General features: G+C 71.2%; 22 protein-coding genes and 5 tRNA genes. 8 read left to right on the plus strand and 19 right to left on the minus strand.

Annotated features, from left to right (window positions below):
• The first annotated feature begins 26 nt into the window (after positions 1 to 26).
• Positions 27 to 1307, plus strand: coding sequence for an FAD-dependent monooxygenase (locus tag ACFYO9_RS00710; protein ID WP_358773963.1), 1281 nt, complete (start codon positions 27 to 29; stop codon positions 1305 to 1307).
• On the opposite strand, the gene thiD is transcribed toward ACFYO9_RS00710, so the two are convergent.
• Together thiD and ACFYO9_RS00720 are read right to left on the minus strand one after the other, a co-directional pair.
• Positions 1298 to 2092, minus strand: coding sequence for a bifunctional hydroxymethylpyrimidine kinase/phosphomethylpyrimidine kinase (gene thiD / locus ACFYO9_RS00715; RefSeq protein ID WP_355811652.1), 795 nt, complete (start codon positions 2090 to 2092; stop codon positions 1298 to 1300). The genes ACFYO9_RS00710 and thiD overlap by 10 nt on opposite strands.
• Positions 2089 to 3057: a thiamine-phosphate kinase gene (locus ACFYO9_RS00720; protein ID WP_355811650.1), complete on the minus strand. Its 969-nt coding sequence runs from the start codon at positions 3055 to 3057 to the stop codon at positions 2089 to 2091. The genes thiD and ACFYO9_RS00720 overlap by 4 nt, the downstream gene beginning before the upstream one ends.
• Before the next feature lie 210 nt (positions 3058 to 3267).
• On the opposite strand from ACFYO9_RS00720, the gene ACFYO9_RS00725 reads away from it, so the two are divergent.
• Together ACFYO9_RS00725 and ACFYO9_RS00730 are read left to right on the plus strand one after the other, a co-directional pair.
• Positions 3268 to 3501 carry an Lrp/AsnC ligand binding domain-containing protein gene (locus ACFYO9_RS00725; RefSeq protein ID WP_355811647.1) on the plus strand — a complete coding sequence of 78 codons (234 nt, stop codon included), beginning with the start codon at positions 3268 to 3270 and terminating at the stop codon, positions 3499 to 3501.
• A gap of 20 nt (positions 3502 to 3521) precedes the next feature.
• Positions 3522 to 4016, plus strand: a complete 495-nt coding sequence (locus tag ACFYO9_RS00730; protein ID WP_355811644.1) for a DUF3515 domain-containing protein — start codon at positions 3522 to 3524, stop codon at positions 4014 to 4016.
• Positions 4017 to 4031: 15 nt separating this feature from the next.
• Here the strand turns inward: ACFYO9_RS00730 and ACFYO9_RS00735 are convergent, their stop codons facing one another.
• The 3 genes from ACFYO9_RS00735 to ACFYO9_RS00745 all read right to left on the minus strand — a co-directional run bounded on the left by ACFYO9_RS00735 (position 4032) and on the right by ACFYO9_RS00745 (position 7079).
• The gene (locus ACFYO9_RS00735; RefSeq protein WP_355811641.1) at positions 4032 to 5213 is read right to left on the minus strand and encodes a D-alanine--D-alanine ligase family protein; all 1182 of its coding nucleotides are present in this window, start codon (positions 5211 to 5213) and stop codon (positions 4032 to 4034) included.
• A 46-nt stretch (positions 5214 to 5259) separates the two neighbouring features.
• Complete coding sequence (locus ACFYO9_RS00740; RefSeq protein ID WP_388665979.1) at positions 5260 to 6210, minus strand: NAD(P)H-dependent glycerol-3-phosphate dehydrogenase; 951 nt, start codon at positions 6208 to 6210, stop codon at positions 5260 to 5262.
• Positions 6211 to 6284: 74 nt separating this feature from the next.
• Positions 6285 to 7079, minus strand: a complete 795-nt coding sequence (locus ACFYO9_RS00745) for a lysophospholipid acyltransferase family protein (RefSeq protein WP_358773966.1) — start codon at positions 7077 to 7079, stop codon at positions 6285 to 6287.
• Positions 7080 to 7277: 198 nt separating this feature from the next.
• On the opposite strand from ACFYO9_RS00745, the gene cofC reads away from it, so the two are divergent.
• Together cofC and ACFYO9_RS00755 are read left to right on the plus strand one after the other, a co-directional pair.
• On the plus strand, positions 7278 to 7913 hold the full coding sequence (cofC, locus tag ACFYO9_RS00750; RefSeq protein WP_358773968.1) for a 2-phospho-L-lactate guanylyltransferase: 636 nt from the start codon (positions 7278 to 7280) through the stop codon (positions 7911 to 7913).
• A gap of 14 nt (positions 7914 to 7927) precedes the next feature.
• Positions 7928 to 8131, plus strand: coding sequence for a hypothetical protein (locus tag ACFYO9_RS00755; RefSeq protein WP_358709463.1), 204 nt, complete (start codon positions 7928 to 7930; stop codon positions 8129 to 8131).
• Between the two features lie 94 nt (positions 8132 to 8225).
• Here ACFYO9_RS00755 and ACFYO9_RS00760 read toward each other — a convergent pair whose 3' ends face one another.
• From ACFYO9_RS00760 to leuC, 4 genes are all read right to left on the minus strand, one after another.
• Complete coding sequence (locus ACFYO9_RS00760) at positions 8226 to 8924, minus strand: HU family DNA-binding protein (protein ID WP_355811629.1); 699 nt, start codon at positions 8922 to 8924, stop codon at positions 8226 to 8228.
• Positions 8925 to 9085: 161 nt separating this feature from the next.
• Positions 9086 to 9322, minus strand: a complete 237-nt coding sequence (locus tag ACFYO9_RS00765; RefSeq protein ID WP_355811626.1) for a hypothetical protein — start codon at positions 9320 to 9322, stop codon at positions 9086 to 9088.
• Positions 9323 to 9570: 248 nt separating this feature from the next.
• Entirely contained in the window at positions 9571 to 10164 is a 594-nt protein-coding gene (leuD, locus tag ACFYO9_RS00770) for a 3-isopropylmalate dehydratase small subunit (RefSeq protein ID WP_358773969.1), read from the minus strand.
• 5 nt (positions 10165 to 10169) lie between these two features.
• Positions 10170 to 11594, minus strand: coding sequence for a 3-isopropylmalate dehydratase large subunit (gene leuC / locus ACFYO9_RS00775; protein WP_355811620.1), 1425 nt, complete (start codon positions 11592 to 11594; stop codon positions 10170 to 10172).
• 180 nt (positions 11595 to 11774) lie between these two features.
• Between leuC and ndgR the strand changes: the two genes are divergently transcribed.
• Positions 11775 to 12494, plus strand: coding sequence for an IclR family transcriptional regulator NdgR (gene ndgR / locus ACFYO9_RS00780; protein ID WP_016642976.1), 720 nt, complete (start codon positions 11775 to 11777; stop codon positions 12492 to 12494).
• Positions 12495 to 12622: 128 nt separating this feature from the next.
• On the opposite strand, the gene ACFYO9_RS00785 is transcribed toward ndgR, so the two are convergent.
• The gene (locus tag ACFYO9_RS00785; protein WP_358773971.1) at positions 12623 to 13108 is read right to left on the minus strand and encodes a DUF4188 domain-containing protein; all 486 of its coding nucleotides are present in this window, start codon (positions 13106 to 13108) and stop codon (positions 12623 to 12625) included.
• 106 nt (positions 13109 to 13214) lie between these two features.
• Between ACFYO9_RS00785 and ACFYO9_RS00790 the strand changes: the two genes are divergently transcribed.
• Entirely contained in the window at positions 13215 to 13871 is a 657-nt protein-coding gene (locus ACFYO9_RS00790; protein WP_358773973.1) for a MerR family transcriptional regulator, read from the plus strand.
• Between the two features lie 42 nt (positions 13872 to 13913).
• Here ACFYO9_RS00790 and ACFYO9_RS00795 read toward each other — a convergent pair.
• From ACFYO9_RS00795 to ACFYO9_RS00835, 9 genes are all read right to left on the minus strand, one after another.
• Positions 13914 to 13986, minus strand: a tRNA-Glu gene (locus ACFYO9_RS00795).
• A 28-nt stretch (positions 13987 to 14014) separates the two neighbouring features.
• Positions 14015 to 14086, minus strand: a tRNA-Gln gene (locus ACFYO9_RS00800).
• Between the two features lie 31 nt (positions 14087 to 14117).
• Positions 14118 to 14190, minus strand: a tRNA-Glu gene (locus ACFYO9_RS00805).
• A 62-nt stretch (positions 14191 to 14252) separates the two neighbouring features.
• A tRNA-Glu gene (locus ACFYO9_RS00810) sits at positions 14253 to 14325 on the minus strand.
• Positions 14326 to 14381: 56 nt separating this feature from the next.
• Positions 14382 to 14453 (minus strand) — tRNA-Gln (locus tag ACFYO9_RS00815).
• A gap of 87 nt (positions 14454 to 14540) precedes the next feature.
• Positions 14541 to 15269: an HAD family hydrolase gene (locus ACFYO9_RS00820; protein ID WP_358773975.1), complete on the minus strand. Its 729-nt coding sequence runs from the start codon at positions 15267 to 15269 to the stop codon at positions 14541 to 14543.
• A gap of 170 nt (positions 15270 to 15439) precedes the next feature.
• Entirely contained in the window at positions 15440 to 16918 is a 1479-nt protein-coding gene (gene gltX / locus ACFYO9_RS00825; RefSeq protein WP_358773977.1) for a glutamate--tRNA ligase, read from the minus strand.
• Positions 16911 to 17699 carry a fumarylacetoacetate hydrolase family protein gene (locus ACFYO9_RS00830; RefSeq protein ID WP_358773979.1) on the minus strand — a complete coding sequence of 263 codons (789 nt, stop codon included), beginning with the start codon at positions 17697 to 17699 and terminating at the stop codon, positions 16911 to 16913. Before ACFYO9_RS00830 ends, gltX begins: the two co-directional genes overlap by 8 nt.
• Before the next feature lie 216 nt (positions 17700 to 17915).
• Entirely contained in the window at positions 17916 to 18116 is a 201-nt protein-coding gene (locus ACFYO9_RS00835) for a hypothetical protein (RefSeq protein ID WP_355811603.1), read from the minus strand.
• A 573-nt stretch (positions 18117 to 18689) separates the two neighbouring features.
• Between ACFYO9_RS00835 and ACFYO9_RS00840 the strand changes: the two genes are divergently transcribed.
• Complete coding sequence (locus ACFYO9_RS00840; RefSeq protein ID WP_358773980.1) at positions 18690 to 22700, plus strand: nitrate- and nitrite sensing domain-containing protein; 4011 nt, start codon at positions 18690 to 18692, stop codon at positions 22698 to 22700.

Consider the following 22700-nt stretch of genomic DNA (forward strand, 5'->3'; position numbering starts at 1 on the left):
TAAGGGGCCGGCCCGAGGCTCCCGGCATGACACATCGACTGACGGACGGCACGGCACCTCACCCGGCACCCCGCACCACGAGGCCCGAACCCACCACCGCCCTCGCCCCCACCGACCGCCGCCTCGCCCACCTGACCGTCCTGATCTCCGGCGCCGGCGTCGCGGGCCCCGCGCTCGCCCTGTGGCTGGTCCGGTACGGAGCCCACGTCACCCTCGTCGAGAAGGCGCCCGCCCTGCGCGAGGGCGGCTTCGCCGTCGACTTCCGGGGCGCGACCCACCACACCGTGCTGCGCCGCACCGGCATCTGGGACGAGGTGCACCGGCGCCAGACGCACATGGGCCGCCAGACCGTGGTCGCGGCCGACGACCGGGAGCGGGTGGACCTGCCCGCGTTCTTCATGAGCGGCGACGTGGAGATCCTGCGCGGCGACCTCTCCCACATCCTGTACGAGCGCACCCGCGCGGACGTGGAGTACGTCTTCGGGGACTCCGTCGCCTCGCTGACCGAGGACTCCGAAGACGTCGACGTGACCTTCGAGCGCGGCGCGCCCCGCCGCTTCGACCTCGTCGTCGGCGCCGACGGGCTGCACTCCCGCACCCGCCGTCTGGTCTTCGGCGACGAGTCGCGGTACCTGCGCCACCTCGGCCACTACGTGGCGGGCTTCGGCGTGCCCAACCACCTCGGCCTCCACCGCACCGCCCGCATCTACACCGAGCCCGGCCGCACCATGATGATCAGCAACTACGGCGGCGACCCCACCAGGGCGGGCGTCGCCCTCGTCTTCAGCTCCGACCGCGCCGACCACCACCGGCACGGCACCGCACGCCAGAAGGAGATCCTCGCGGAGCGCTTCGCGGGCATGGCCTGGAAGCACGCCGCCACGGCCCTGGACGGCCTGCAGAGCGCCGAGGACCTGTACTTCGACGCCATCGCGCAGATCCACGTCGACCGGCTCTCACAGGGCCGTGTGGCGCTGCTCGGCGACGCCGGGTACGGCGCCACGATGGGCGGCATCGGCACCGGCACCGCCCTGGTGTCCGCGTACGTCCTGGCCGGCGAGCTCGCGGCCGCGGGCGGCGACCACCGGGCCGCGTTCGCCGCGTACGAGGCGGAGATCGGCGCCTACGCCAGGAACTGCCAGAAGTCCTCGGACCGCGTCGGGCCCTTCCTGGCCCCGCCGACCGAGCGGCGGATCCGCAGCCGTGACCGGGTGTACCGCGTGCTCGGCTCCCGCCCGCTGGCCTGCCTCTTCAAGAAGCTGACCGAACGGCCGGCGGGCGGCCTCACGCTCAAGAACTACGGCTGAGCGAACCGCCACCCGTGGTCCACGGGGCCGATCCCGGAGCCGAGTGCGAACCCGGCGGCGATCGCCCCGGTGACGTACTCCTTGGCGGCCGCCACGGCCTCCGGCACGTCCTGCCCCTTGGCCAGCTGCGCGGCGACGGCGCTGGCGAGGGTGCAGCCCGTGCCGTGCGTGTGGCGGTTGTCGTGGCGCGGCGCGCGCAGCACGTACTCCTCGGAGCCGTCGGTGAGCAGGTCCACGGCGTCGCCGCGGAGATGGCCGCCCTTGATGAGCACCCACCGCGGTCCGTACGCGAGGACGGCGTCCGCCGCGCGGCGCAGCCCGTCCTCCGACTCGACCTCGATGCCGGTGAGTTGGGCCACCTCGTCGAGGTTGGGCGTGGCGAGGGTGGCGACCGGCAGCAGCCGGGTGCGCAGGGAGTCGAGGGCGGAGGCCGCGAGCAGCGAGTCGCCGTGCTTGGAGACGCCGACGGGGTCGACGACCGTTGGGGCGTCCGTGCCCGCGAGCAAGTCGGCGACGGTCTCGACCAGTTCGGCCGAGGCGAGCATGCCGGTCTTCACGGCCTGGACGCCGATGTCGTCGACGACGCTGCGGTACTGCGCCCGCACCGCCTCCTCCGGCAGCGCCCAGAAGCCCTGGACGCCCCGGGAGTTCTGCGCGGTGACGGCGGTGACGACGCTCATGCCGTGCGTCCCGAGGGCGAGCATCGTCTTCAGGTCGGCCTGGATGCCGGCGCCGCCGCCGGAGTCGGACCCGGCGACGGTCAGGACCCGCGGCGGTGCGCTCACTCCGCGTCTCCGTTGTCCCCGAAGTGGTCCCAGCCCTTGCTGGTCCAGGGGGCGCCGTCCACGGTCACCTGGGGCAGCGCCGAGGGGTTGAGGACCTCGCCGATGACCTTCCAGCGGGCGGGCAGCTTCACGTCCGGCGGGAACGTCGCGACGATCGCGTGGTCCTCGCCGCCGTTGAGCACCCACTGCAGCGGGTCGACGCCGACGGCCTGCCCGATGTCGTTCATCTGCGAGGGCACGTCGACATCTCCCGAGCGGATGTCGATGCGCACCTTGCTGGACTCGGCGATGTGCCCGAGGTCGGCGATCAGGCCGTCGCTGACGTCCGTCATGGAGGTCGCGCCGAGGCCCGCTGCCGCGGGGCCCGCGTGGTACGGCGGCTCGGGCCTGCGGTGGGCCTCCACGAAGGCGCGCGGCGAGCGGAAGCCGCGGGAGAGCACCGCGTGCCCGGCGGCGGACCAGCCGAGCCAGCCGGTCACGGCGACGACGTCGCCGGGCTGGGCACCCGCGCGGGTGACCGGTTCGTGGTTGCGCAGGTCGCCGAGGGCGGTGATGGCGACGGTGATGGTGTCGCCCCGTACGACGTCACCGCCGACCACGGCGGCGCCCGCGACCTGGCACTCGTCCCTGAGGCCGTCCATCAGCTCGGTGGGCCAGCTCGCGGGGAGCTCGGCGGGGACGACCAGGCCGAGCAGCAGCGCGGTCGGCACGGCGCCCATGGCCGCGATGTCGGCGAGGTTCTGCGCGGCGGCCTTGCGGCCCACGTCGTACGCGGTGGACCAGTCGCGGCGGAAGTGCCGCCCCTCCAGGAGGATGTCGGTGCTCGCCACGACCCTGCGGTCCGGAGCGGACACGACCGCGGCGTCATCGCCCGGGCCGAGCCGAACGGCCGGAGTGGAGGTGAGCCGCGAGGTGAGCTCTCTGATGAGCCCGAACTCCCCCAACTCGCCCACGGATCCCTTCACCGAGTCTCACCATGCCCTTTCGCGCTGCGCGGCCCCCGGTCGCGAGCCGTGTCTGTCGTCGGTACGGTCGACGTGACCGTCCGTTTCTCTTCTTTCGTCCACCACGATGTGCGCGCCACAGGTCCCCCGGGTCTCCCCGCGGCGAGCGGCGACGCGGTACCGTGGCGTCCCTTCTCCCCACATGATCCTCGTGGCCGCCCTGGAGGTTCCGTGGTACAGGCGTACATCCTGATCCAAACAGAGGTCGGCAAGGCGTCGACCGTCGCCGAGCTGATCGGCGAGATCGCTGGAGTGATCCAGGCCGAGGACGTGACCGGACCCTACGATGTCATCGTGCGCGCCCAGGCGGACACGGTGGACGAACTCGGCCGCATGGTGGTCGCCAAGGTCCAGCAAGTGGACGGCATCACCCGAACCCTGACCTGCCCGGTCGTGCACTTGTAGCCCCCGTCTACCCTGGCCCGGTGAACATCCCCCGTCTCCGGCGCCGCCTCCTCATGGGAACGTCCGCTCTCGCGCTGTTGATCACGACAGCCTGCTCCTCTACGGACGACGGGGCGTCGGTGGCGGTTCCTTCCCCGGACGCGAAGGCGGCCGGACTCTGCCGGGACCTGCACGCACGGCTTCCGCGGGAAGTCGACGGCCTGGAGCGCACCGATCCGGCGCCGAAGTCGGACCTGACCGCCGGGTGGGGAGACCCGGCGATCATACTGCGCTGCGGTGTGCCGCGGCCCCCGGAGATGATCGACCCCGACTACGCCGCGAAGAACGGCGTGAAGGTGAACGGCGTCGCCTGGCTCCTGCAGAAGCGCGACGACGGCTCCTACACCTTCACCACCGGGGCGCGGCTCGCCTACGTGGAGGTGACGCTGCCCGAGGAGCGGGCCGGGGACGGCCTCGGCCCGCTCACGGACTTCGCCGCCCCCGTCAAGAAGACGATCCCCACCGGCATCGCCTGAGCCCGTCGGGCTGCGCTAGCGCAGCCCCGTGGAGCGGTTCAGGGCCGACTGGATGAGCCGGTCCACCAGCTCCGCGTAGCCGACGCCGCTCTTCTCCCACATCTGCGGGTACATCGAGATGGGCGTGAAGCCCGGCATGGTGTTGATCTCGTTGATCACGAACCGGCCGTCCTCGGTGAGGAAGAAGTCCGCGCGCACCAGGCCCTCGCAGGACGCCGCCTCGAACGCCTCGACCGCGAGCCGCTGGATCTCGGCGGTCTGCTCGGGCGTCAGCGGCGCCGGCACGATGCCGGGCGTCGAGTCGATGTACTTCGCCTCGAAGTCGTAGTAGTCGTGCGTCTGGACCGGCGGGATCTCGGCCGGGACGCTGGCCCGCGGGCCGTCCTCGAACTCCAGGACGCCGCACTCGATCTCGCGGCCGCGCAGCAGCGCCTCGATCAGGATCTTCGGGTCGTGGCGCTGGGCCTCGGCGATCGCCTCGTCGAGGCCGTCGAAGGACTCGACTTTGGTGATGCCGATCGAGGAGCCCGCGCGCGCGGGCTTGATGAACAGCGGCCAGCCGTGCTCACCGGCGAAGTCGGCGATGCGCTGCCGGGCGCCCGCCTCGTCCTGGCGCCACTCGCGGGGGCGGATCACCAGGTACGGGCCGACGTTCAGCCCGAAGGAGGCGAACACCCGCTTCATGTAGTCCTTGTCCTGGCCGACGGCCGAGGCGAGGACGCCGGAGCCCACATAGGGCACTCCGGAGAGTTCGAGCAGCCCCTGGAGGGTGCCGTCCTCTCCGTAGGGGCCGTGCAGCATCGGGAAGACGACGTCGACCTCGCCGAGCGCCTTGGGCACGGAGCCCGGCTCGCTGTAGACGACCTCGCGGTTGCCGGGGTCGACCGGCAGGACGACGCCGCCCTCCACGGAGTCGGCGAGTTCGGTGACGTTCGGCATCCTGCGGTCGGCGATGGCCATCCGCTCGGGCTCGTCGGCCGTCAGCGCCCAACGGCCGTCCGTGGTGATGCCGATCGGCAGGACGTCGTACTTGGTGCGGTCGATGGCGCCGAGGATGGCGCCGGCCGTGACGACGGAGATGCCGTGCTCCGAGCTGCGGCCGCCGAACACGACGGCCACGCGCGGTTTGCGGAGCGGCTGCCCAGCGCTCGGCTCGGGGCGCGGCTCAGGGCTCTGGGGGAGGTTCTCGCTGCTCATATCGCGTTGAGGGTACCCGCTGGCCCGTGCGGAGTCAGGCCTGCCGTCAGCGGCGTTCGGGCTTGGCACTGCGCGACATGAGGTCCTTGAGGGCGACCACGGGGGGCGTGCCCTCGTGCACGATGCCGACGACCGTCTCCGTGATCGGCATGTCGACGCCGTGCCTGCGGGCCAGATCCAGCACGGACTGGCAGGACTTGACGCCCTCGGCGGTCTGCTTGGTGACCGCGATGGTCTCCTGCAGGGTCATGCCCTTGCCGAGGTTGGTGCCGAAGGTGTGGTTGCGCGACAGCGGCGACGAACAGGTCGCCACCAGGTCGCCCAGGCCCGCGAGTCCGGCGAACGTCAGCGGGTCGGCGCCCATCGCGAGGCCGAGCCGGGTGGTCTCGGCGAGACCGCGCGTGATGAGCGAGCCCTTGGCGTTGTCGCCGAGGCCCATGCCGTCCGCGATGCCGACGGCGAGGCCGATGACGTTCTTGACCGCGCCGCCGAGCTCGCAGCCCACCACGTCGGTGTTGGTGTACGGGCGGAAGTACGGCGTGTGGCAGGCCGTCTGGAGGCGCCGGGCGATGGCCTCGTCCCGGCAGGCCACCACGGCGGCGGCGGGCTGCCGTGCGGCGATCTCGCGGGCGAGGTTGGGCCCGGTGACGACGGCGATCCGATCGGCGGCCACCTTGGTGACGTCCTCGACGACCTCGCTCATCCGCATCGCGGAGCCCAGTTCGACGCCCTTCATGAGGGAGACGAGCACGGTCCGCGGGGCCAGCAGCGGCGCCCACTCGGCGAGGTTGCCGCGCAGCGTCTGCGAGGGCACCGCGAGGACCGTGAAGTCGGCGTCCGCCGCGGCCTCGGCGGGGTCGGCGGTCGCCCGCAGGTTCTCCGGGAGCGCGACGCCGGGGAGGTAGTCCGGGTTGGTCCGCGTGGAGTTGACCGCGTCGACGAGTTCGGCGCGGCGGCCCCACAGGGTGACGTCGCAGCCCGCGTCGGCGAGCACCATGCCGAAGGCCGTACCCCAGGAGCCCGTTCCGAAGACGGCGGCCTTCACGCGGCCCGCCGAGTTCACGGGGTTCGTCACTTGCTGTCCTCCGGGGTGCTCTCTGTGCTGCCCTCTGGGGCGCTCTGCGCGGCGCTGCGGCCGGCTGCCTTGCGCCGTTGTTCCAGCCGGGCCCTGCGCGGGTCGTACGGCGTCTCGGGGGCCTTCTCGCCCCGGATCTCCTCCAGGAGTTCGGTGATCGCGGCCATGATGGCCTCGGTCACCTCGCGCAGCACCTCGTTCGTCGGCTCCTTGCCGTAGAAGCGCGACAGGTCGACGGGCGGCCCGGCCTTCACCTGAAGGGTCTTGCGCGGGAAGAAGGCGGGCTTCTTGCTGTACGGCGCGAGCGCGAGGTTGGCGCCCCACTGGGCGACGGGAATCACCGGGCACTGGGTCTTCAGGGCGACCCGCGCGGCCCCGGACTTGGCCGTCATCGGCCACAGGTCGGGGTCCCGGGTGAGGGTGCCCTCGGGGTAGAAGGCGACGCATTCGCCGTGCTCGATGGCGGCGACCGCGGCGCGGAAGGCGTCCAGCGCGTTCGTCGTCTCGCGGTAGACCGGGATCTGGCCCGTGCCCTTCATGACCTTGGCGACGAAACCGCCCTTGAAAAGGCCGTCCTTTGCCAGGAAACGCGGCACTCGTCCGGTGTTGTACTGGAAGTGCGCGTACGAGAACGGGTCGATATGGGAGTTGTGATTCACCGCGGTGATGAATCCGCCTTCGGCAGGAATGTGCTCCATTCCCCGCCAGTCCCGCTTGAACAGAACCACCAGCGGCGGTTTAGCAATCACCGCCGCAAGGCGGTACCAGAAGCCGATTCGGCGGCGGGACACGCGGACACCTTCTTCCATGAGCCTGTTCGGCCGCACAAGTGTCGCCCCAGGCTGCCGGTCTGTCGAGAACACCGTACGCCCACCCGACTTCCGGCACCGCTCCTGTGTGCGGGCCCCGTCCGCCACCCCCTCCCCGCTCCCCCGCGCCCCGGCCCCTCAGCAGGTCACAATGGGCGCGACGCGAAGGACGGAGCGCCCGTGCAGTGGACCCTGGTCATCCCCCTGAAACCGTTGGCGCGCGCCAAGAGCAGGCTCGCCGCCGCCTCCGGTGAGGGCCTGCGCCCCGGCCTGGCCCTGGCGTTCGCGCAGGACACCGTGGCCGCGGCGCTCGCGTGCCCGGCGGTACGGGATGTGGCGGTCGTCACGGACGACGCCCTCGCGCGCCGCGAGCTGGTGGCGTTGGGCGCCCGCGTCGTCCCCGACACCCCCGGAGGCGGCCTCAACGCCGCTCTGGCGCACGGGGCGGGCCTGGTGCGCGCCGAACGCCCCGAGGCGCCCGTCGCGGCCCTGAACGCCGATCTGCCCGCCCTGCGCGCGCCGGAATTGGCCCGCGCCCTCGACGAGGCCGCCGCATTTCCCCGCGCATTCATGCCGGATGCCGCGGGAATCGGCACGACGCTGCTGTGCGCGGGCGCGGGAACGCAATTGCGTCCCGCGTTCGGTACGGCCTCACGGGCCCGGCACGCGGCGTCCGGAGCGGTGGAACTCCCACTCGCCGGCGTCGATTCCGTGCGGCAGGACGTGGACACCGGCGACGATCTGCGGGCCGCCCTCGCGCTCGGCGTGGGTCCGCGCACCGCGGCGGCCGCGGCCCGGCTGCTCATCGCCGACTGAGTACGCTGCTCTCCATGCAGGCCACCGCGTACACATACGACTCCGAGACCCGCAGCGGCAGCGTGCTGCTCGACGACGGCACCCCCGTGCCCTTCGGGGCGCCCGCGTTCGACGCGGGCGGGCTGCGGCTGCTGCGTCCTGGCCAGCGCGTGCGCATCGAGGTCGACGGCGAGGGCGAGGCGCGCCGCATCACCCTGGTGACCCTGCAGACGTTCTAGGACCGGCGACACCGGCCCGGAGCGGCCCGGACACACGACGCGGGCCGGGCTCCCCCGTGGGAGTCCGGCCCGGCGCGTGAGTGCCCTCGTGCCCTTACTTCTTGCGGGCCGTGGCCTTCTTGGCGGTCGTCTTGCGCGCCGTCGACTTCTTGGCGGGCGCCTTCTTGGCGGTGGCCTTCTTCGCCGGCGCGGTCTTCTTGGCCGTGGCCTTCTTCGCCGTGGGCGTGGCCTTCTTGGCGGTGGTCTTCTTCGCCGTCGCCTTCGTCGCCGTCGCCGTGGTCTTCGCGGCCGACTTCTTGGCGGTGCTCTTCTTGGCGGCCGCCTTCTTCGCCGTGGGGGTGGCCTTCTTGGCGGTGGCCTTCTTCGCCGTCGCCTTCTTGGCCGTCGCCGTGGTCTTCGCGGCCGACTTCTTGGCGGTGGCCTTCTTGGCCGCGGCCTTCTTGACGGTCGCCGAAGCGCCGCCGGTCAGGCTGCCCTTGGGCGCCTTCTTGACCGCGACGTCGTTCTTCGGGAGCTTCTTCGAGCCGCTCACCAGGTCCTTGAAGCCCTGACCCGCGCGGAACCGCGGAACCGAGGTCTTCTTGACCCGCACGCGCTCCCCGGTCTGCGGGTTGCGGGCGTAACGGGCCGGGCGGTCGACCTTCTCGAACGAGCCGAAACCGGTGACCGAAACGCGGTCACCGCTGACGACGGCACGGACGACGGCGTCCAGGACCGCGTCCACGGCGTCGGCGGCCTGCTGACGGCCACCCACCTTGTCGGCAATCGCTTCTACGAGCTGCGCCTTGTTCACGTCTTCCCCTTCGGAGACATTGCCGGGAGCGAAATACTCCGGCTTTTTCGCACGTTAGGCAGATATATACCGCAAATCAAACACGAAACGGGCTAATCACCCTTGTGCCGCAACGAAGTGGGCCATCTCGGAGTTCCTCGAAGGCCCGTTGAGGCTGCGGATCAGGTGTCTTGAGGGAATCGGCCCTCGTCCGCTTCGTCGAGAGTCGCCATCAATCGCTCCAGACGCCTTGCCGCATCGGCGAGATCGTGTTTGGCCGCGGCCGTAATGACCAGCAGCTTCCGGGTCAGCGCCATCCGTACGCCCTCCGGGACTTGCAGTGCGCGCACTCTTGCGTGCGCTTCCTTCAGTTGGTCCGCGACGAGCCCGTAGAGCTCGAGTTGGCTGTCACGTCCCATGCACCGATTGTGCCATCTGGGGCGAGTTGTCGCCTCCGCAGGGGGTAACTGCCGCCGCCCGCAGCCGTTCCGAGGGTACCCCGTCTCGCCGAGTACAAGGGGATTTCCGGCCTCTTCTTCCGTGTCCGACAAGGGAGTTGAGACCACCCGTTCAGGTCAGCGGGGCCGCCCGGGGGCCACACACAGATGTACCCCCAACCGTCCACGATTGGGGGTACATCAGGGTGTTGCGGGGGTGTTCCGCGCTGTCAGACCTGCACGGTCCGCGGCTTGTACGCGGGGCGCCCGGTCTCGTACGCGGCGATGGCCGGCTCGTTCTGCAGGGTGATGCTGATGTCGTCCAGGCCGTTCAGGAGCCGCCAGCGGGCGTTCTCGTCGAGCTCGAAGTCGGCGGTGACGCCCTCCGCGCGGACTTGGCGATCCCGCAGGTCAACCGTGATCTCGGCCTGCGGATCGCGCTCCGTCAGCTCACACAGCGCGTCCACGACCGACTGGTCGAGCACCACGGTGAGCAGGCCGTTCTTCAGCGAGTTGCCGCGGAAGATGTCGGCGAAGCGGGAGGAGATGACCGCCTTGAAGCCGAAGTTCTGCAGCGCCCACACGGCGTGCTCGCGGGACGAGCCGGTGCCGAAGTCGGGGCCCGCGACCAGGACCGTGGAGCCCTGGCGCTCGGGACTGTTGAGGACGAACTCCGGGTCCTTGCGCCAGGCCTCGAAGAGCCCGTCCTCGAAGCCGTCCCTGGTGACCTTCTTCAGCCAGTGGGCGGGGATGATCTGGTCGGTGTCGACGTTGCTGCGGCGCAGCGGAACGGCCCGGCCGGTGTGCGTGGTGAAAGCTTCCATGGGTCTCAGACTCCGGCGGTGACGGGGGCGTCGGACAGGTCGGCGGGCGAGGACAGGTGGCCGGTGACCGCGGTGGCGGCGGCGACCTGCGGGGAGACCAGGTGGGTGCGCCCGCCCTTGCCCTGCCTGCCCTCGAAGTTGCGGTTCGACGTGGAGGCCGAGCGCTCGCCGGGCGCGAGTTGGTCGGGGTTCATGCCCAGACACATCGAGCAGCCGGCGTGCCGCCATTCGGCCCCCGCTGCGGTGAAGACCTTGTCCAGGCCCTCCTCCACGGCCTGCAGGGCGACCCGGACCGAGCCGGGGACGACCAGCATCCGTACGCCGTCGGCGACTTTGCGGCCCTCGACGATGGAGGCCGCGGCCCGCAGGTCCTCGATGCGGCCGTTGGTGCAGGAACCTACGAAGACGGTGTCGACCTTGATGTCCCGCAGCGGCTGCCCGGCGGTCAACCCCATGTATTCCAGGGCCTTTTCGGCGGCGAAGCGCTCCGAAGCGTCTTCGTACGAAGCCGGATCGGGGACGTTCGCCGAAAGCGGCGCTCCCTGGCCCGGGTTGGTGCCCCAGGTGACGAACGGGGCCAGCGAGGCGGCGTCGATGTAGACCTCGGCGTCGAAGACCGCGTCGTCATCGGTCTTCAGGGTCTCCCAGTACGCCACCGCGGCGTCCCAGTCCTCGCCCTGCGGGGCGTGGGCGCGGCCCTTGATGTAGTCGAAGGTGGTCGCGTCCGGGGCGATCATCCCGGCGCGGGCGCCCGCCTCGATGGACATGTTGCAGATGGTCATGCGGGCCTCCATCGAGAGCTTCTCGATGGCCGATCCGCGGTACTCCAGTACGTAACCCTGGCCGCCGCCGGTGCCGATCTGCGTGATGATCGCGAGGATCAGGTCCTTGGCCGTGACGTCGTCGGGCAGTTCACCGTCGACGGTGATGGCCATGGTCTTCGGCGGCGCCATCGGCAGCGTCTGGGTGGCGAGGACGTGCTCGACCTGGGAGGTGCCGATGCCGAACGCCAGCGCGCCGAAGGCGCCGTGGGTCGAGGTGTGCGAGTCGCCGCAGACCACCGTGGTGCCGGGCTGGGTCAGTCCCAGCTGCGGTCCCACCACGTGGACGACGCCCTGCTCGACGTCGCCCAGCGGGTGCAGGCGCACGCCGAACTCGGCGCAGTTCTTGCGCAGCGTCTCCAGCTGCACGCGCGAGACCGGGTCGGCGATGGGCTTGTCGATGTCGAGGGTCGGGGTGTTGTGATCCTCGGTCGCGATGGTGAGGTCGACCCGCCGCACCGGGCGGCCGGCCTGGCGGAGACCGTCGAAGGCCTGCGGGCTGGTCACCTCGTGCAGCAGGTGCAGATCGATGAAGAGGAGGTCGGGCTCGCCCTCGGCGCGCCGGACGACGTGGTCGTCCCAGACCTTCTCCGCCAGTGTCCTACCCATCGCTTTCCCTCCGACCGGCCGGTTCGCCGGCTCAACTAGAGAATGTGGTGGCCGACGCGCGTACCCCTCGTACCGCACGTGGACCGCCGATCCGTTGGTCCGCGGATCGCCCCTACAGAGTGGCGGGTATCGCAGAAATTTGAACTTGCGTTTCACAGAGTGAGACGCGAGTATCGACGCATGGACAACTCTAGCGGCGTCGGCGTCCTCGACAAGGCAGCCCTTGTCTTGGGCGCTCTGGAGTCCGGTCCGGCCACCCTCGCGGGCTTGGTCGCGGCCACCGGGCTCGCACGACCCACGGCACACCGACTGGCCGTGGCACTGGAACACCACCGGATGGTGGCGCGGGACATGCAGGGCCGTTTCATCCTCGGCCCGCGCCTCGCGGAGCTCGCCGCTGCGGCGGGCGAGGACCGCCTGCTGGCCACGGCGGGCCCCGTCCTCACGCATCTGCGCGACGTCACGGGCGAGAGCGCGCAGCTCTACCGCCGCCAGGGCGACATGCGCATCTGCGTGGCCGCGGCAGAGCGCCTCTCGGGCCTGAGGGACACCGTCCCGGTCGGCTCGACGCTCACCATGAAGGCGGGCTCGTCGGCGCAGATCCTGATGGCCTGGGAGGAGCCGGAGCGGCTGCACCGCGGCCTCCAGGGCGCCCGCTTCACCGCGACGGCGCTCTCGGGCGTACGGCGCCGGGGCTGGGCCCAGTCGATCGGCGAGCGCGAGCCGGGCGTCGCGTCCGTCTCCGCGCCCGTGCGGGGCCCCTCCAACCGCGTGGTCGCCGCCGTCTCGGTCTCCGGACCGATCGAGCGCCTGACCCGCCACCCCGGCCGCATGCACGCCCAGGCGGTCATCGACGCCGCCGGACGCCTCTCCGAAGCCCTGCGCCGCACCGGCGGCTGACCCCCGGCGCCCGGAGCGCCGGCCCGCAGACAGCACAGCGCCGGAAGGAACCGCCTCAACGCCGCGGCGGTCCCTTCCGGCGCTTTTCTCTTGCCTCAGGCTGCTTTGCGTCTCAGACCGCTTGCGTCTCAGGCCGCCTTCAGGCGGTCCGCCGCCCGGTCCCCGCGGCGCCCGACCGGTACGACGCCTGCGGCCTCGCCCAAGCCGAACCGCGGCATGTTCACGTACACCGCCTCATGGGCGCCGGCCGGCACGACGAACGTCTCGTGCCAGAAGCCGACCTTGCCCCGCCCTTCCCTCAGGCGGCGGTTGAAGGCCGCCCACGCGGGCCGGTGGGCCTTGTCCGGAGCCGTCGAGTAGGCCAGCAGCTTCTCCTGCGACTCCCAGTACTGGACCACGTACACCAGGCGCGCCCCGCCGAACAGCAGCCGGTAGCCCAGCATTCCGCTCTCCCGGTCCCGCGACAGCTCCTTGAGCATCCGGGGCATCGCGAGGAAGACGGGCCACCAGCTGCGGACGGCGCGGAAGGAGTTGATGCGCATCCCGATGTGGAAGACGACCACGCCGCCCTCCGCCGCGTCGGTCATGCGCCCTTCGATCGGCTTGCTGCTCATGGCGGTTCCCCCTTGATGGAGCCTTGGCCGAACATTGGATAGTTTCGCTATCCATGATTGGATAGTGCCACTCTCCAAAGAGGAGCGCAAGAGGAGGCACACACCGATGAGACTGGCGGAACTGAGCCGGCGCAGCGGGGTCCCCACGGCCACGATCAAGTACTACCTGCGCGAGGGCCTGGTCCCGCCGGGCCACCGCGTGACGGCGACGCAGGCCGAGTACGACGACACCCATCTGCGGCGGCTCCGGCTGGTACGGGCGCTGGTCCAGGTGGGCCGGGTGCCGATCGCATCGGCGCGCGAGGTGCTCACCGCACTGGAGGACGACTCGCTGGACCACAACTCCCGTCTGGGGACGGCGGTATGGGCCCTGCCGCACGGCCCGGAGGCCACCGGGCCCGATACGTCCGAGGAGGAGGCGCGCCGGACGGTGGACGCCCTGCTGGAGCGGCTCGACTGGCGCGGCGCACGGGAGTACGGGGCCGAATCACCGGCGTACCGGATGCTGGTGACCGCGGTGAGCACCCTGACGCGGCTCGGATACCCGTGTGGCGTGGCGGACTTGGCGCCGTACGCGCGGGCGGGCGCGCAACTGGCCGTCGCCGACCTGGACTTGATCGAGCGGTACGAGTCGCCGGACGAGCAGTTGGAGGCGGCGGTCGCGCTCACCGTGCTGTACGAGCCGGTCCTGCTGAGCCTGCGCCGGATGTCCCAGGCCGAGGAGTCCGGCCGGCGCTACGGGCAGCGGGCGCCCGGGGAATGACGAGAGGGCCCTCCCTGACGGGAAGGCCCTCTGCCGTATCTGTACCCCCGACCGGATTCGAACCGGCGCTACCGCCTTGAGAGGGCGGCGTGCTAGGCCGCTACACAACGGGGGCAAGGATCTTGCGTGTTCACTTGATCCAGCTGGGCTACCAGGACTCGAACCTAAACTAACGGAACCAGAAACCGTCGTGCTGCCAATTACACCATAGCCCAATGTGGTCTAGACCAGGTCCAGTACCAACCGTACCCCCGACCGGATTCGAACCGGCGCTACCGCCTTGAGAGGGCGGCGTGCTAGGCCGCTACACAACGGGGGCCCTAGCGATCCTGCATCAGGGACAGTGGGTGCGACCCGATCTGTCCCCGCGGGAAGGATCTGTACCCCCGACCGGATTCGAACCGGCGCTACCGCCTTGAGAGGGCGGCGTGCTAGGCCGCTACACAACGGGGGCATTGCGGATGCTGTGTCCTTGGACGAACACCCGCGAGTGCAGATGAGCTCTGCGAGCTGGCCTACCAGGACTCGAACCTAGACTAACGGAACCAGAAACCGTCGTGCTGCCAATTACACCATAGGCCATCAAAGCGCAACCCCCAGTGGGGGTTTTGTTTGACTTGCGCCTCCCGGCCGGACCTTTCGGCCCTCTCGGGCGGCGCAGGAAGAACATTACCCGAAGGTGGACGGCGCTCCAAAACGGGTATCCGCACGCAGCAGCGCGGGCAGCTCGGAGAGGCGCGTGATGCGGTGCACGCCCGACGGGCCGTGCCCTGCCGTGCCGTTGCGGTCGAGCCAGATTCCGACCAGGCCGGCGTCCCGGGCGCCCCGCGCGTCGATCTCCGGCTGGTCCCCGACGTAGGCGATCTCGGCGGGCTCCAGGCCCAGCGTCGTACAGACCGCGTGGAAGGCCTCCGCGGCGGGCTTGGAGAAGCCCAGGTCGGCGGCGCACAGCACCGCCTCGAAGTGGGCGCGGACGCCGAGGATCGTCAGCTTGCGGTCCTGGACGACCAGTGCGGAGTTGGAGAGCACCGCCTGGCGGTAGTCGCCGGCGAGCGCCTCCAGGGTCGCCACGGTGTCGGGGAAGAGCGACCAGGCCGCCTCGTAGTGCCCGACGTAGCGGGTGAACCAGGCGTCGGCGTCGGGGTCGGAGAGCGCCGGGGCGTCGAGGAAGTCCCGTACGCGGTCGCGGCGCTGCTGCTCGAAGGCGACCTCGCCCGCGCCGAAGCGGGCCCAGTGGCGCTCGGTGAGCCGCCGCCAGAGCTCCAGCGCGCGCTCCGCGGACTCGTACCGCTCCAGCAGCCCCTCGGCCGTGAGGTGCGCCCGCATGCCGGCGCTGTCGGCGCGCGCGTAGTCGAAGATCGTGTCATCTATGTCCCAGACCACGGCTTTGATCGGCATGTCTTCGACGGTAATCGCAGACGCGGCTCCCGGCTGGGGGTTCGGGGGTTATCCCCCGAAGAATGCAGTGTCTATGTCCCAGACCACGGCTTTGATCGGCATGCCTTCGACGGTATGCGAAAGGACCCGGAAGCCCCAGGGGGCCTCCGGGTCCTTCGTGGGCGCGGGGGCTAGGCGGTCAGCTTTGCCAGGGCCGCGTCGATGCGGGTCAGCGTATTCTCCTTGCCCAGGATCTCCAGGGACTCGAAGAGGGGCAGGCCGATCGTGCGGCCAGTGACGGCGACGCGGACCGGGGCCTGGGCCTTGCCGAGCTTCAGGCCGTGCTCCTCGCCGGCGGCCAGGACGGCCTCCTTGAGGGACTCCGGGGAGCTCCAGTCGGCCGCCTCCAGCTTGGCGCGGGCCGTGCGCAGGAGGGCGTCGGAGCCCTCCTTCATGGCCTTCGTCCAGGACGGCTCGTCGAAGACCGGCTCCGCGCGGAACAGGAAGTCCACGTTGTCCGTGATCTCGGAGAGGACCTTGAGGCGGGTCTGCGCGTGCGGCGCGATGGCCTGCCAGGCGGCCTCGTCGAAGTCCTCGGGCGCCCAGTTGGCGTGCGGGGCCCGCAGCCAGGGCTCGCAGGCCTCGGCGAACGCCTTCACGTCCAGCATGCGGATGTGGTCGGCGTTGATCGCCTCGGCCTTCTTCAGGTCGAAGCGGGCGGGGTTGGGGTTCACGTCCGCCACGTCGAACTTCGCCACCATGTCGGAGACGGAGAAGACGTCCTGGTCCGCGGAGAACGACCAGCCGAGCAGGGACAGGTAGTTCAGCAGGCCCTCGGGCAGGAAGCCGCGCTCGCGGTAGATGTTCAGGGACGCCTGCGGGTCGCGCTTGGAGAGCTTCTTGTTGCCCTCGCCCATCACGTACGGCAGGTGGCCGAACTCGGGGATGGTGGTCGCGATGCCCAGCTCGATCAGCGCCTTGTAGAGGGCGATCTGGCGGGGCGTGGAGGAGAGCAGGTCCTCCCCGCGCAGGACGTGGGTGATCTCCATCAGCGCGTCGTCGACCGGGTTGACCAGCGTGTACAGCGGGGCGCCGTTCGCGCGGACGATGCCGTAGTCCGTGACGTTCTCCGCCTGGACGGTGATCTCGCCGCGGACCAGGTCGGTGAAGGTGGTGGCCTCGTCGGGCATCCGGAAGCGGACGATGTGGCTGCGGCCCTCGGCCTCGTACGCCCGTACCTGCTCGTCGGTGAGGTCGCGGCAGTGGCCGTCGTAACCGGACGGCTTGCCGGCGGCGCGGGCGGCCTCGCGGCGGGCGTCCAGCTCCTCGGTCGTGCAGTAGCAGGGGTAGGCGTGGCCGGCGTCCAGGAGCTTGGCCGCGACGTCCTTGTAGGTCTCCATGCGCTGCGACTGGCGGTACGGCGCGTGCGGGCCGCCGACCTCGGGGCCCTCGTCCCAGTCGAAGCCCAGCCAGCGCATCGAGTCGAGCAGCTGCTGGTACGACTCCTCCGAGTCGCGGGCCGCGTCGGTGTCCTCGATGCGGAAGACCAGGGTGCCCTCGTTGTGCCGGGCGTAGGCCCAGTTGAAGAGGGCGGTGCGGACCAGGCCCACATGGGGGTTGCCGGTCGGCGAGGGACAGAACCGTACGCGTACGGGGGTCGCGTTAGCCACGCTTGATCACCTTGTTGGTGAGAGTGCCGATGCCTTCGATGGTGACGGCGACCTCGTCGCCGTCGTGCAGGGGCCCGACGCCGGCCGGGGTGCCCGTGAGGATGACGTCGCCGGGGAGCAGCGTCATGGCCTCGGAGATGTGCGCGATCAGGTCCTCGACGGAGCGGACCATCTCGGCCGTGCGGCCCAGCTGGCGCTGTTCGCCGTTGACCGTGCACTGGATGGTGACGTCGGAGGGGTCGAGCTCCGTCTCCACCCAGGGGCCGAGCGGGCAGGAGCTGTCGAAGCCCTTGGCCCTGGCCCACTGGTTCTCGCGCCGCTGGACGTCACGCGCGGTGACGTCGTTGGCGCAGGTGTAGCCGAGGATGACGTCGCGGGCGCGCTCGCGCGGGACGTCCCGGCACATCCGGCCGATGACCACGGCCAGCTCGGCCTCGTGGTGCAGCTCCTGCGAGAACGAGGGGTACGTGACGGTGTCGCCGGGGCCGATCACCGAGGTGGACGGCTTGAAGAAGGCGACCGGGATGTCGGGGACCTCGTTGCCGAGTTCCGCGGCGTGGTCCGCGTAGTTGCGGCCGATGCCCACGATCTTGTTCGGGAGCACCGGCGGCAGCAGGCGCACCTTGCTCAGCGGGACCTTGGTGCCGGACAGCGCGAAGTCGGCGTACGGGATGCCCTTGATGATGTCGAGGACGAGCTCGCCCTCTTTGCCGGGGGTGCTCTCCCCCTCGACTACGCCGTAGCCGACATTGCCGTCGATGGAGAACCTGGCGATGCGCACGCTCTAGCCTCTTGGGGTGGTTGCGGTATGACGCTCCAGGCTAACGCGGGGGCCTGCGGCCTGCTGACGACGTCGCTTCGGTGGCCCGCGTCTTCGCTGGTGGGCCCGCGCCTTCGGCTCGGCTCGTCGCCGCTTCGCGGCTCGTCCTCAAACGCCGGACGGGCTGAATGATTCGAACGCCGGACGGGCTGGGAGATCCCCTGGGCGGTCTTGTCGTCAGACCGCGGATGCGGTGGTCTCTTCCGGGGCCGTCATCAGGATCGTGCGCTTCGGGTTGGCCGTCTGGGTCGGGAGGTCGGTGGCGTGGTCCGGCTGGGCCGGGGCCGCCTGGAACTCGTCCGCTTCCGTGAGGTGCGCGAGGGTGGTGCGGCGCGGGTTGGCTATGTTGCGGAACATCGTGGACTTGACCGTCTTCATCTGCTGTTCGGACCTCGTCGGTTGGGGCGTCACATGGCGGACGCGATTGTCGGATGCACCATCCCTGTAAAGCGTCAGGCTAAACATCCAATTCCCGGCGAAAGTCCGGAAGACGCCATGATCTTCGTGTGAGTTTCCTCACGAGCGAGCCGACATATGGGTCAATTCCGGCCCAGGGCCAGCCAGTTGGAAACGGACATTGCGCCACTGAAGGCACCATTCCGCTCCTGATCATGAAGACTGGGACACCCCCCACCGGTAGCAGCTTTGTGGGTATCGGTCCGTTTTCTACTAGATCACTTTCTACGTCTCGTGACTCCGCACTCACAACCAGTCACATAGGTCGAGGCGCGACACACGGGCCTTGTTGGAGATCCGGCACTGTGCTGGAATTCCCGGGACCGCCGCGGGATCGAACCGGCGCGCAGGGGCGCAACGCAGCGCCGAGTGGCGGCGGGGAGGGGGAGCAGCGCCGGTCACTCACGACCACCCATGGGGCGCTCGCCGCCCCACGACGCCGACACCGTCCCGCCGTTCACCGGCAGGACGCCTGGTCCAGAGGTTGCGACGCTAGTGCAGGGACGTTTCAAGAGGGATGGCAAGGGGTCTCCCCAGGCCGACCACGGCCGAGGCAGTGCTCCGGCGGAGCCGGAGCGCGGCTCCGCGCCCCAGCACGCCCAGAGCCCCGCACCGGGTACGCCCGGCGACAGCGGTCCCGGCGCCACGCGCCCGGGCACCACGGGCGGCGCGGCGGCCGCCCCCGCCAAGGGCAAGAGCAAGGGCAAGGGTTCGGCAGGCGCCAAGACGCCCACCGGCCCCGGCTCGCGAATAGCCCTGCGCAACTGGCGCATCTCCACCCGCCTGGTGTCGCTGCTCGCGCTCCCCGTGATCACGGCGACCTCCCTCGGCGCGCTCCGCATCAACTCGTCCCTGGACGAGATCCAGCAGCTCGACAACATGAAGCTGCTGACCGAGATGACCAAGCAGGCCACCGAGCTGGCCGCGGCGCTCCAGGAGGAGCGCGACAAGTCGGCGGGCCCCCTCGCCCACGGCGCCGACGCCTCGGACTACACGGTCAAGGGCGCGCGCGAGAAGACCGACCGCGTCTACCGCAACTTCCTGCAGGGCACCCAGGACCTCAACGACACCGACGGCGAGAAGGGCCTCCTCGGCGTCCGGCACAGCGCGGTCCAGATCACCCAGCAGCTGCAGGGCATCAACGACGTCCGCAAGAAGGCCTTCGGCAAGGGCACCACCTCGCAGACCGTCGAGGCCTACAGCAAGCTCGTCGAGCAGCTCCTCGACCTGTCGCAGGACATGGCGCAGGCCACGAGCAACCCGGACATGATCCAGCGCACGCGTTCGCTGGCCGCCTTCTCCTCCGCCAAGGAGTACGCGTCCGTACAGCGCGCGATCATCGCCGCGGCGCTGCCGGCCAACGACAGCCAGTACGGCAAGATCTCCGAGACCGACCGCACCTTCGGCCTCAGCGCCAACGAGAGCGAGCGCTCGGAGCTGCAGACCTTCAGCAAGATCTACGCGGGCAACGCCGGTGAGCTGACCAAGCCCATCGACGGCGGCAACCCGGCGATCAAGGCCGCCAACGAGTACGCCAAGCGCGTCCTCGAGCAGGAGGGCGGCATCAAGCTCCAGGACAAGCGGTCCTACAAGGACTGGATCGACGCCGACACCACCAAGATCGACGCGATGTCCAAGATCGAGCTGACGCTGCTCGGCGAGATGGAGCAGAAGGCGCGCGAGCTGCGCAACGAGTCGGAGCAGTCGGCCATCCTCAACGGTGCGCTGATCCTGCTCGTGCTCGGCGTCTCCCTCGTCGGCGCCTTCGTCGTCGCCCGGTCCATGATCCGCTCGCTGCGCCGGCTGCAGGACACCGCGACCAAGGTCGCCCAGGACCGGCTGCCGGAGCTCGTCAAGCAGCTCTCGGAGTCGGACCCGCAGGACGTCGACACCTCCGTGGAGTCCGTCGGTGTGCACTCCCGGGACGAGATCGGCCAGGTGGCCGCGGCCTTCGACGACGTGCACCGCGAGGCCGTCCGCCTCGCCGCCGAGCAGGCCCTCCTGCGGGGCAACGTCAACGCGATGTTCACCAACCTCTCGCGCCGCTCGCAGGGCCTCATCCAGCGCCAGCTCTCGCTCATCTCCGAGCTGGAGTCGCGCGAGGCCGACCCGGACCAGCTGTCCTCGCTCTTCAAGCTCGACCACCTCGCGACCCGCATGCGCCGTAACGGCGAGAACCTCCTCGTCCTCGCCGGTGAGGAGCCGGGCCGCCGTTGGACCCGGCCCGTCCCGCTGGTCGACGTGTTGCGTGCCGCCGCGTCCGAGGTGGAGCAGTACGAGCGCATCGAGCTCTCCTCGGTCCCCGCGACCGAGGTCGCCGGACGCGTCGTCAACGACCTCGTGCACCTCCTCGCCGAGCTGCTCGAGAACGCGACGTCCTTCTCCTCGCCGCAGACCAAGGTCAAGGTCACCGGTCACGCGCTGCCCGACGGGCGCGTGCTCATCGAGATCCACGACACCGGCATCGGTCTGTCGCCCGAGGACCTCGCGGCGATCAACGAGCGGCTCGCCTCGCCGCCCACCGTGGACGTCTCCGTCTCCCGCCGCATGGGTCTGTTCGTGGTCGGCCGTCTCTCGCAGCGCCACGGCATCCGCATCCAGCTCCGCCCGTCCGACTCCGGCGGCACGACCGCGCTCGTCATGCTGCCCGTCGACGTCGCCCAGGGCGGCAAGAAGGTGCCGGGCAAGCCCGGTGCGCCCACCCCGACCGGTGGCCCCGCCGCGGCGCAGGCCGCCGCAGGTGCCGCCGCCGCGCGCCGCGGTGTCGGCGCGGGCAACGGCAACGGCAACGCCGGGCTGACCGGCGGTCCCGGCCGCGGGGGTCCCGCGCTCGGCGGCGGCTCCGGTGCCGGCTCCTCCGGTGGCCCGGGGCTGCTCGGTGCGGGTGCGCCCCGCCAGCAGGTCGCGGGCTCGGGGCCGCGGGCCGCGCTGCCCTCCCGGGACGCGGGTCAGGGTCAGGGCCAGGCGCAGGGTCCGGGCCGGTCGCAGGGCCCGGGTCAGGGTCCCGGCCAGGGCCAGGGCCCCGGTCAGGGTCAGCGTCCGCCGCTCGCCCCGCAGGGCGGTCAGCCGCAGGCGCCGCAGCGCGGCCGTGGCGGCAACGCGCCGCAGCCTCCGGTGCCCCAGCAGCGTACGAACGCGATGAACCCGCCCGGTGACTCCGGCGACCAGGGCCGCAGGCCCCAGCTGCCGCCCCGAATGGGGCCTCCCCCGCTCGAGCGGAGCCGAGAGCTCGGGGAAGGCCCGCGTGCCGAGCTGCCCGGCGGCAACCCGCAGCCGCGCGTGCCCAGCTGGAGCGACGAGAACGCGCAGCCGCAGGTCTCGCGCGAGCCCTTCGACACCCCGCGCGGGCACGAGGAGCCCGAGACCACCGGCCAGTACGAGCTGCCCACCGGCGACGACCGGCAGGGTCCCGGCTCCACCGCCGAGTTCCCGCGCCCGGACTTCGACGCGCCGCCGCCCGGCACGCAGACGCCCGGTACGCAGGTACCCGGCACGCAGGCACCCCAGGACAACGGCTCCACCGGCCAGTTCGTGCGCTCGGACGTCTTCGGCGGCCAGAGCGCCCCGGCCGGTCCGCACCAGGACCAGTCGCAGCACCGGCCCGGACCGAACAACCAGCAGGGCAGGCCGCAGAACCCGCAGCAGCACCAGGCCCAGCCGAACCAGGCGGGCGGCCCCGCGCCGCAGCACGGCAACCGGGAGATGCCCGACTACACCGTGCCGCGTCCGCCGGCCCCGCGCCGCGGTCAGGGCGACCCCCAGCAGGGCCTCCCCCAGCAGCCTCAGCGCGACCAGCAGCCGCAGCGCGACCAGCAGGCGCCGCAGCAGCCCGCGCAGCCGGTGCAGTCCTCGCAGCCCCTGCAGCCCGCCGAGCCCGAGCCGCTGCCCCCCGCGGGCCCCGGCGACGGCCGTACGCCGCTGTTCGACACGCTGGAGACCAACTGGTTCCAGCAGCAGCAGAACCAGCAGGCCGCCCCGCAGACCCCGCAGCACCAGGCCCCGCAGGCCCCGCAGCAGGAGCAGCAGAACCACCGCGCCGCTCCGCACGGGCAGCACGGCAGGCCGGCCCCCGAGGCCGCGCCGCGCCAGGCCCCCGAGCCGCCGCAGCGCCCGCTCCCCTCGCGCCCCCAGCGCCAGGACCAGGGCGGCGCCCCCGCGCCGGCCGGCGCCAACGGCGGCACCATCGGCGGCACCAACGGCGGTGGCGTGCCCGGCAACTGGCGCTCCTCCCCCAACGACGAGCTGGGCCGTCAGGCCGAGCGGGTCCGCCAGCCCTCCGCGGGCGGCGTCACCACATCCGGACTGCCGCGCCGCGTCCCGCGGGCCAACCTGGTCGCGGGCACGGCACAGCAGCAGCAGGACAGCACAGGTCCGCAGGTCTCGCGCGCCCCCGAAGAGGTGCGCGGCCGGCTGACGAATCTCCGTCGGGGCATCCAACAGGGGCGCCAGGCCGGCTCGGGCCAGACCGGCAGTTTCCCTCGCCCCACTCACCAGCAGGAGCGTTAG

Source organism: Streptomyces sp. NPDC005863, assembly GCF_042871345.1.
Lineage (GTDB): Bacteria > Actinomycetota > Actinomycetes > Streptomycetales > Streptomycetaceae > Streptomyces.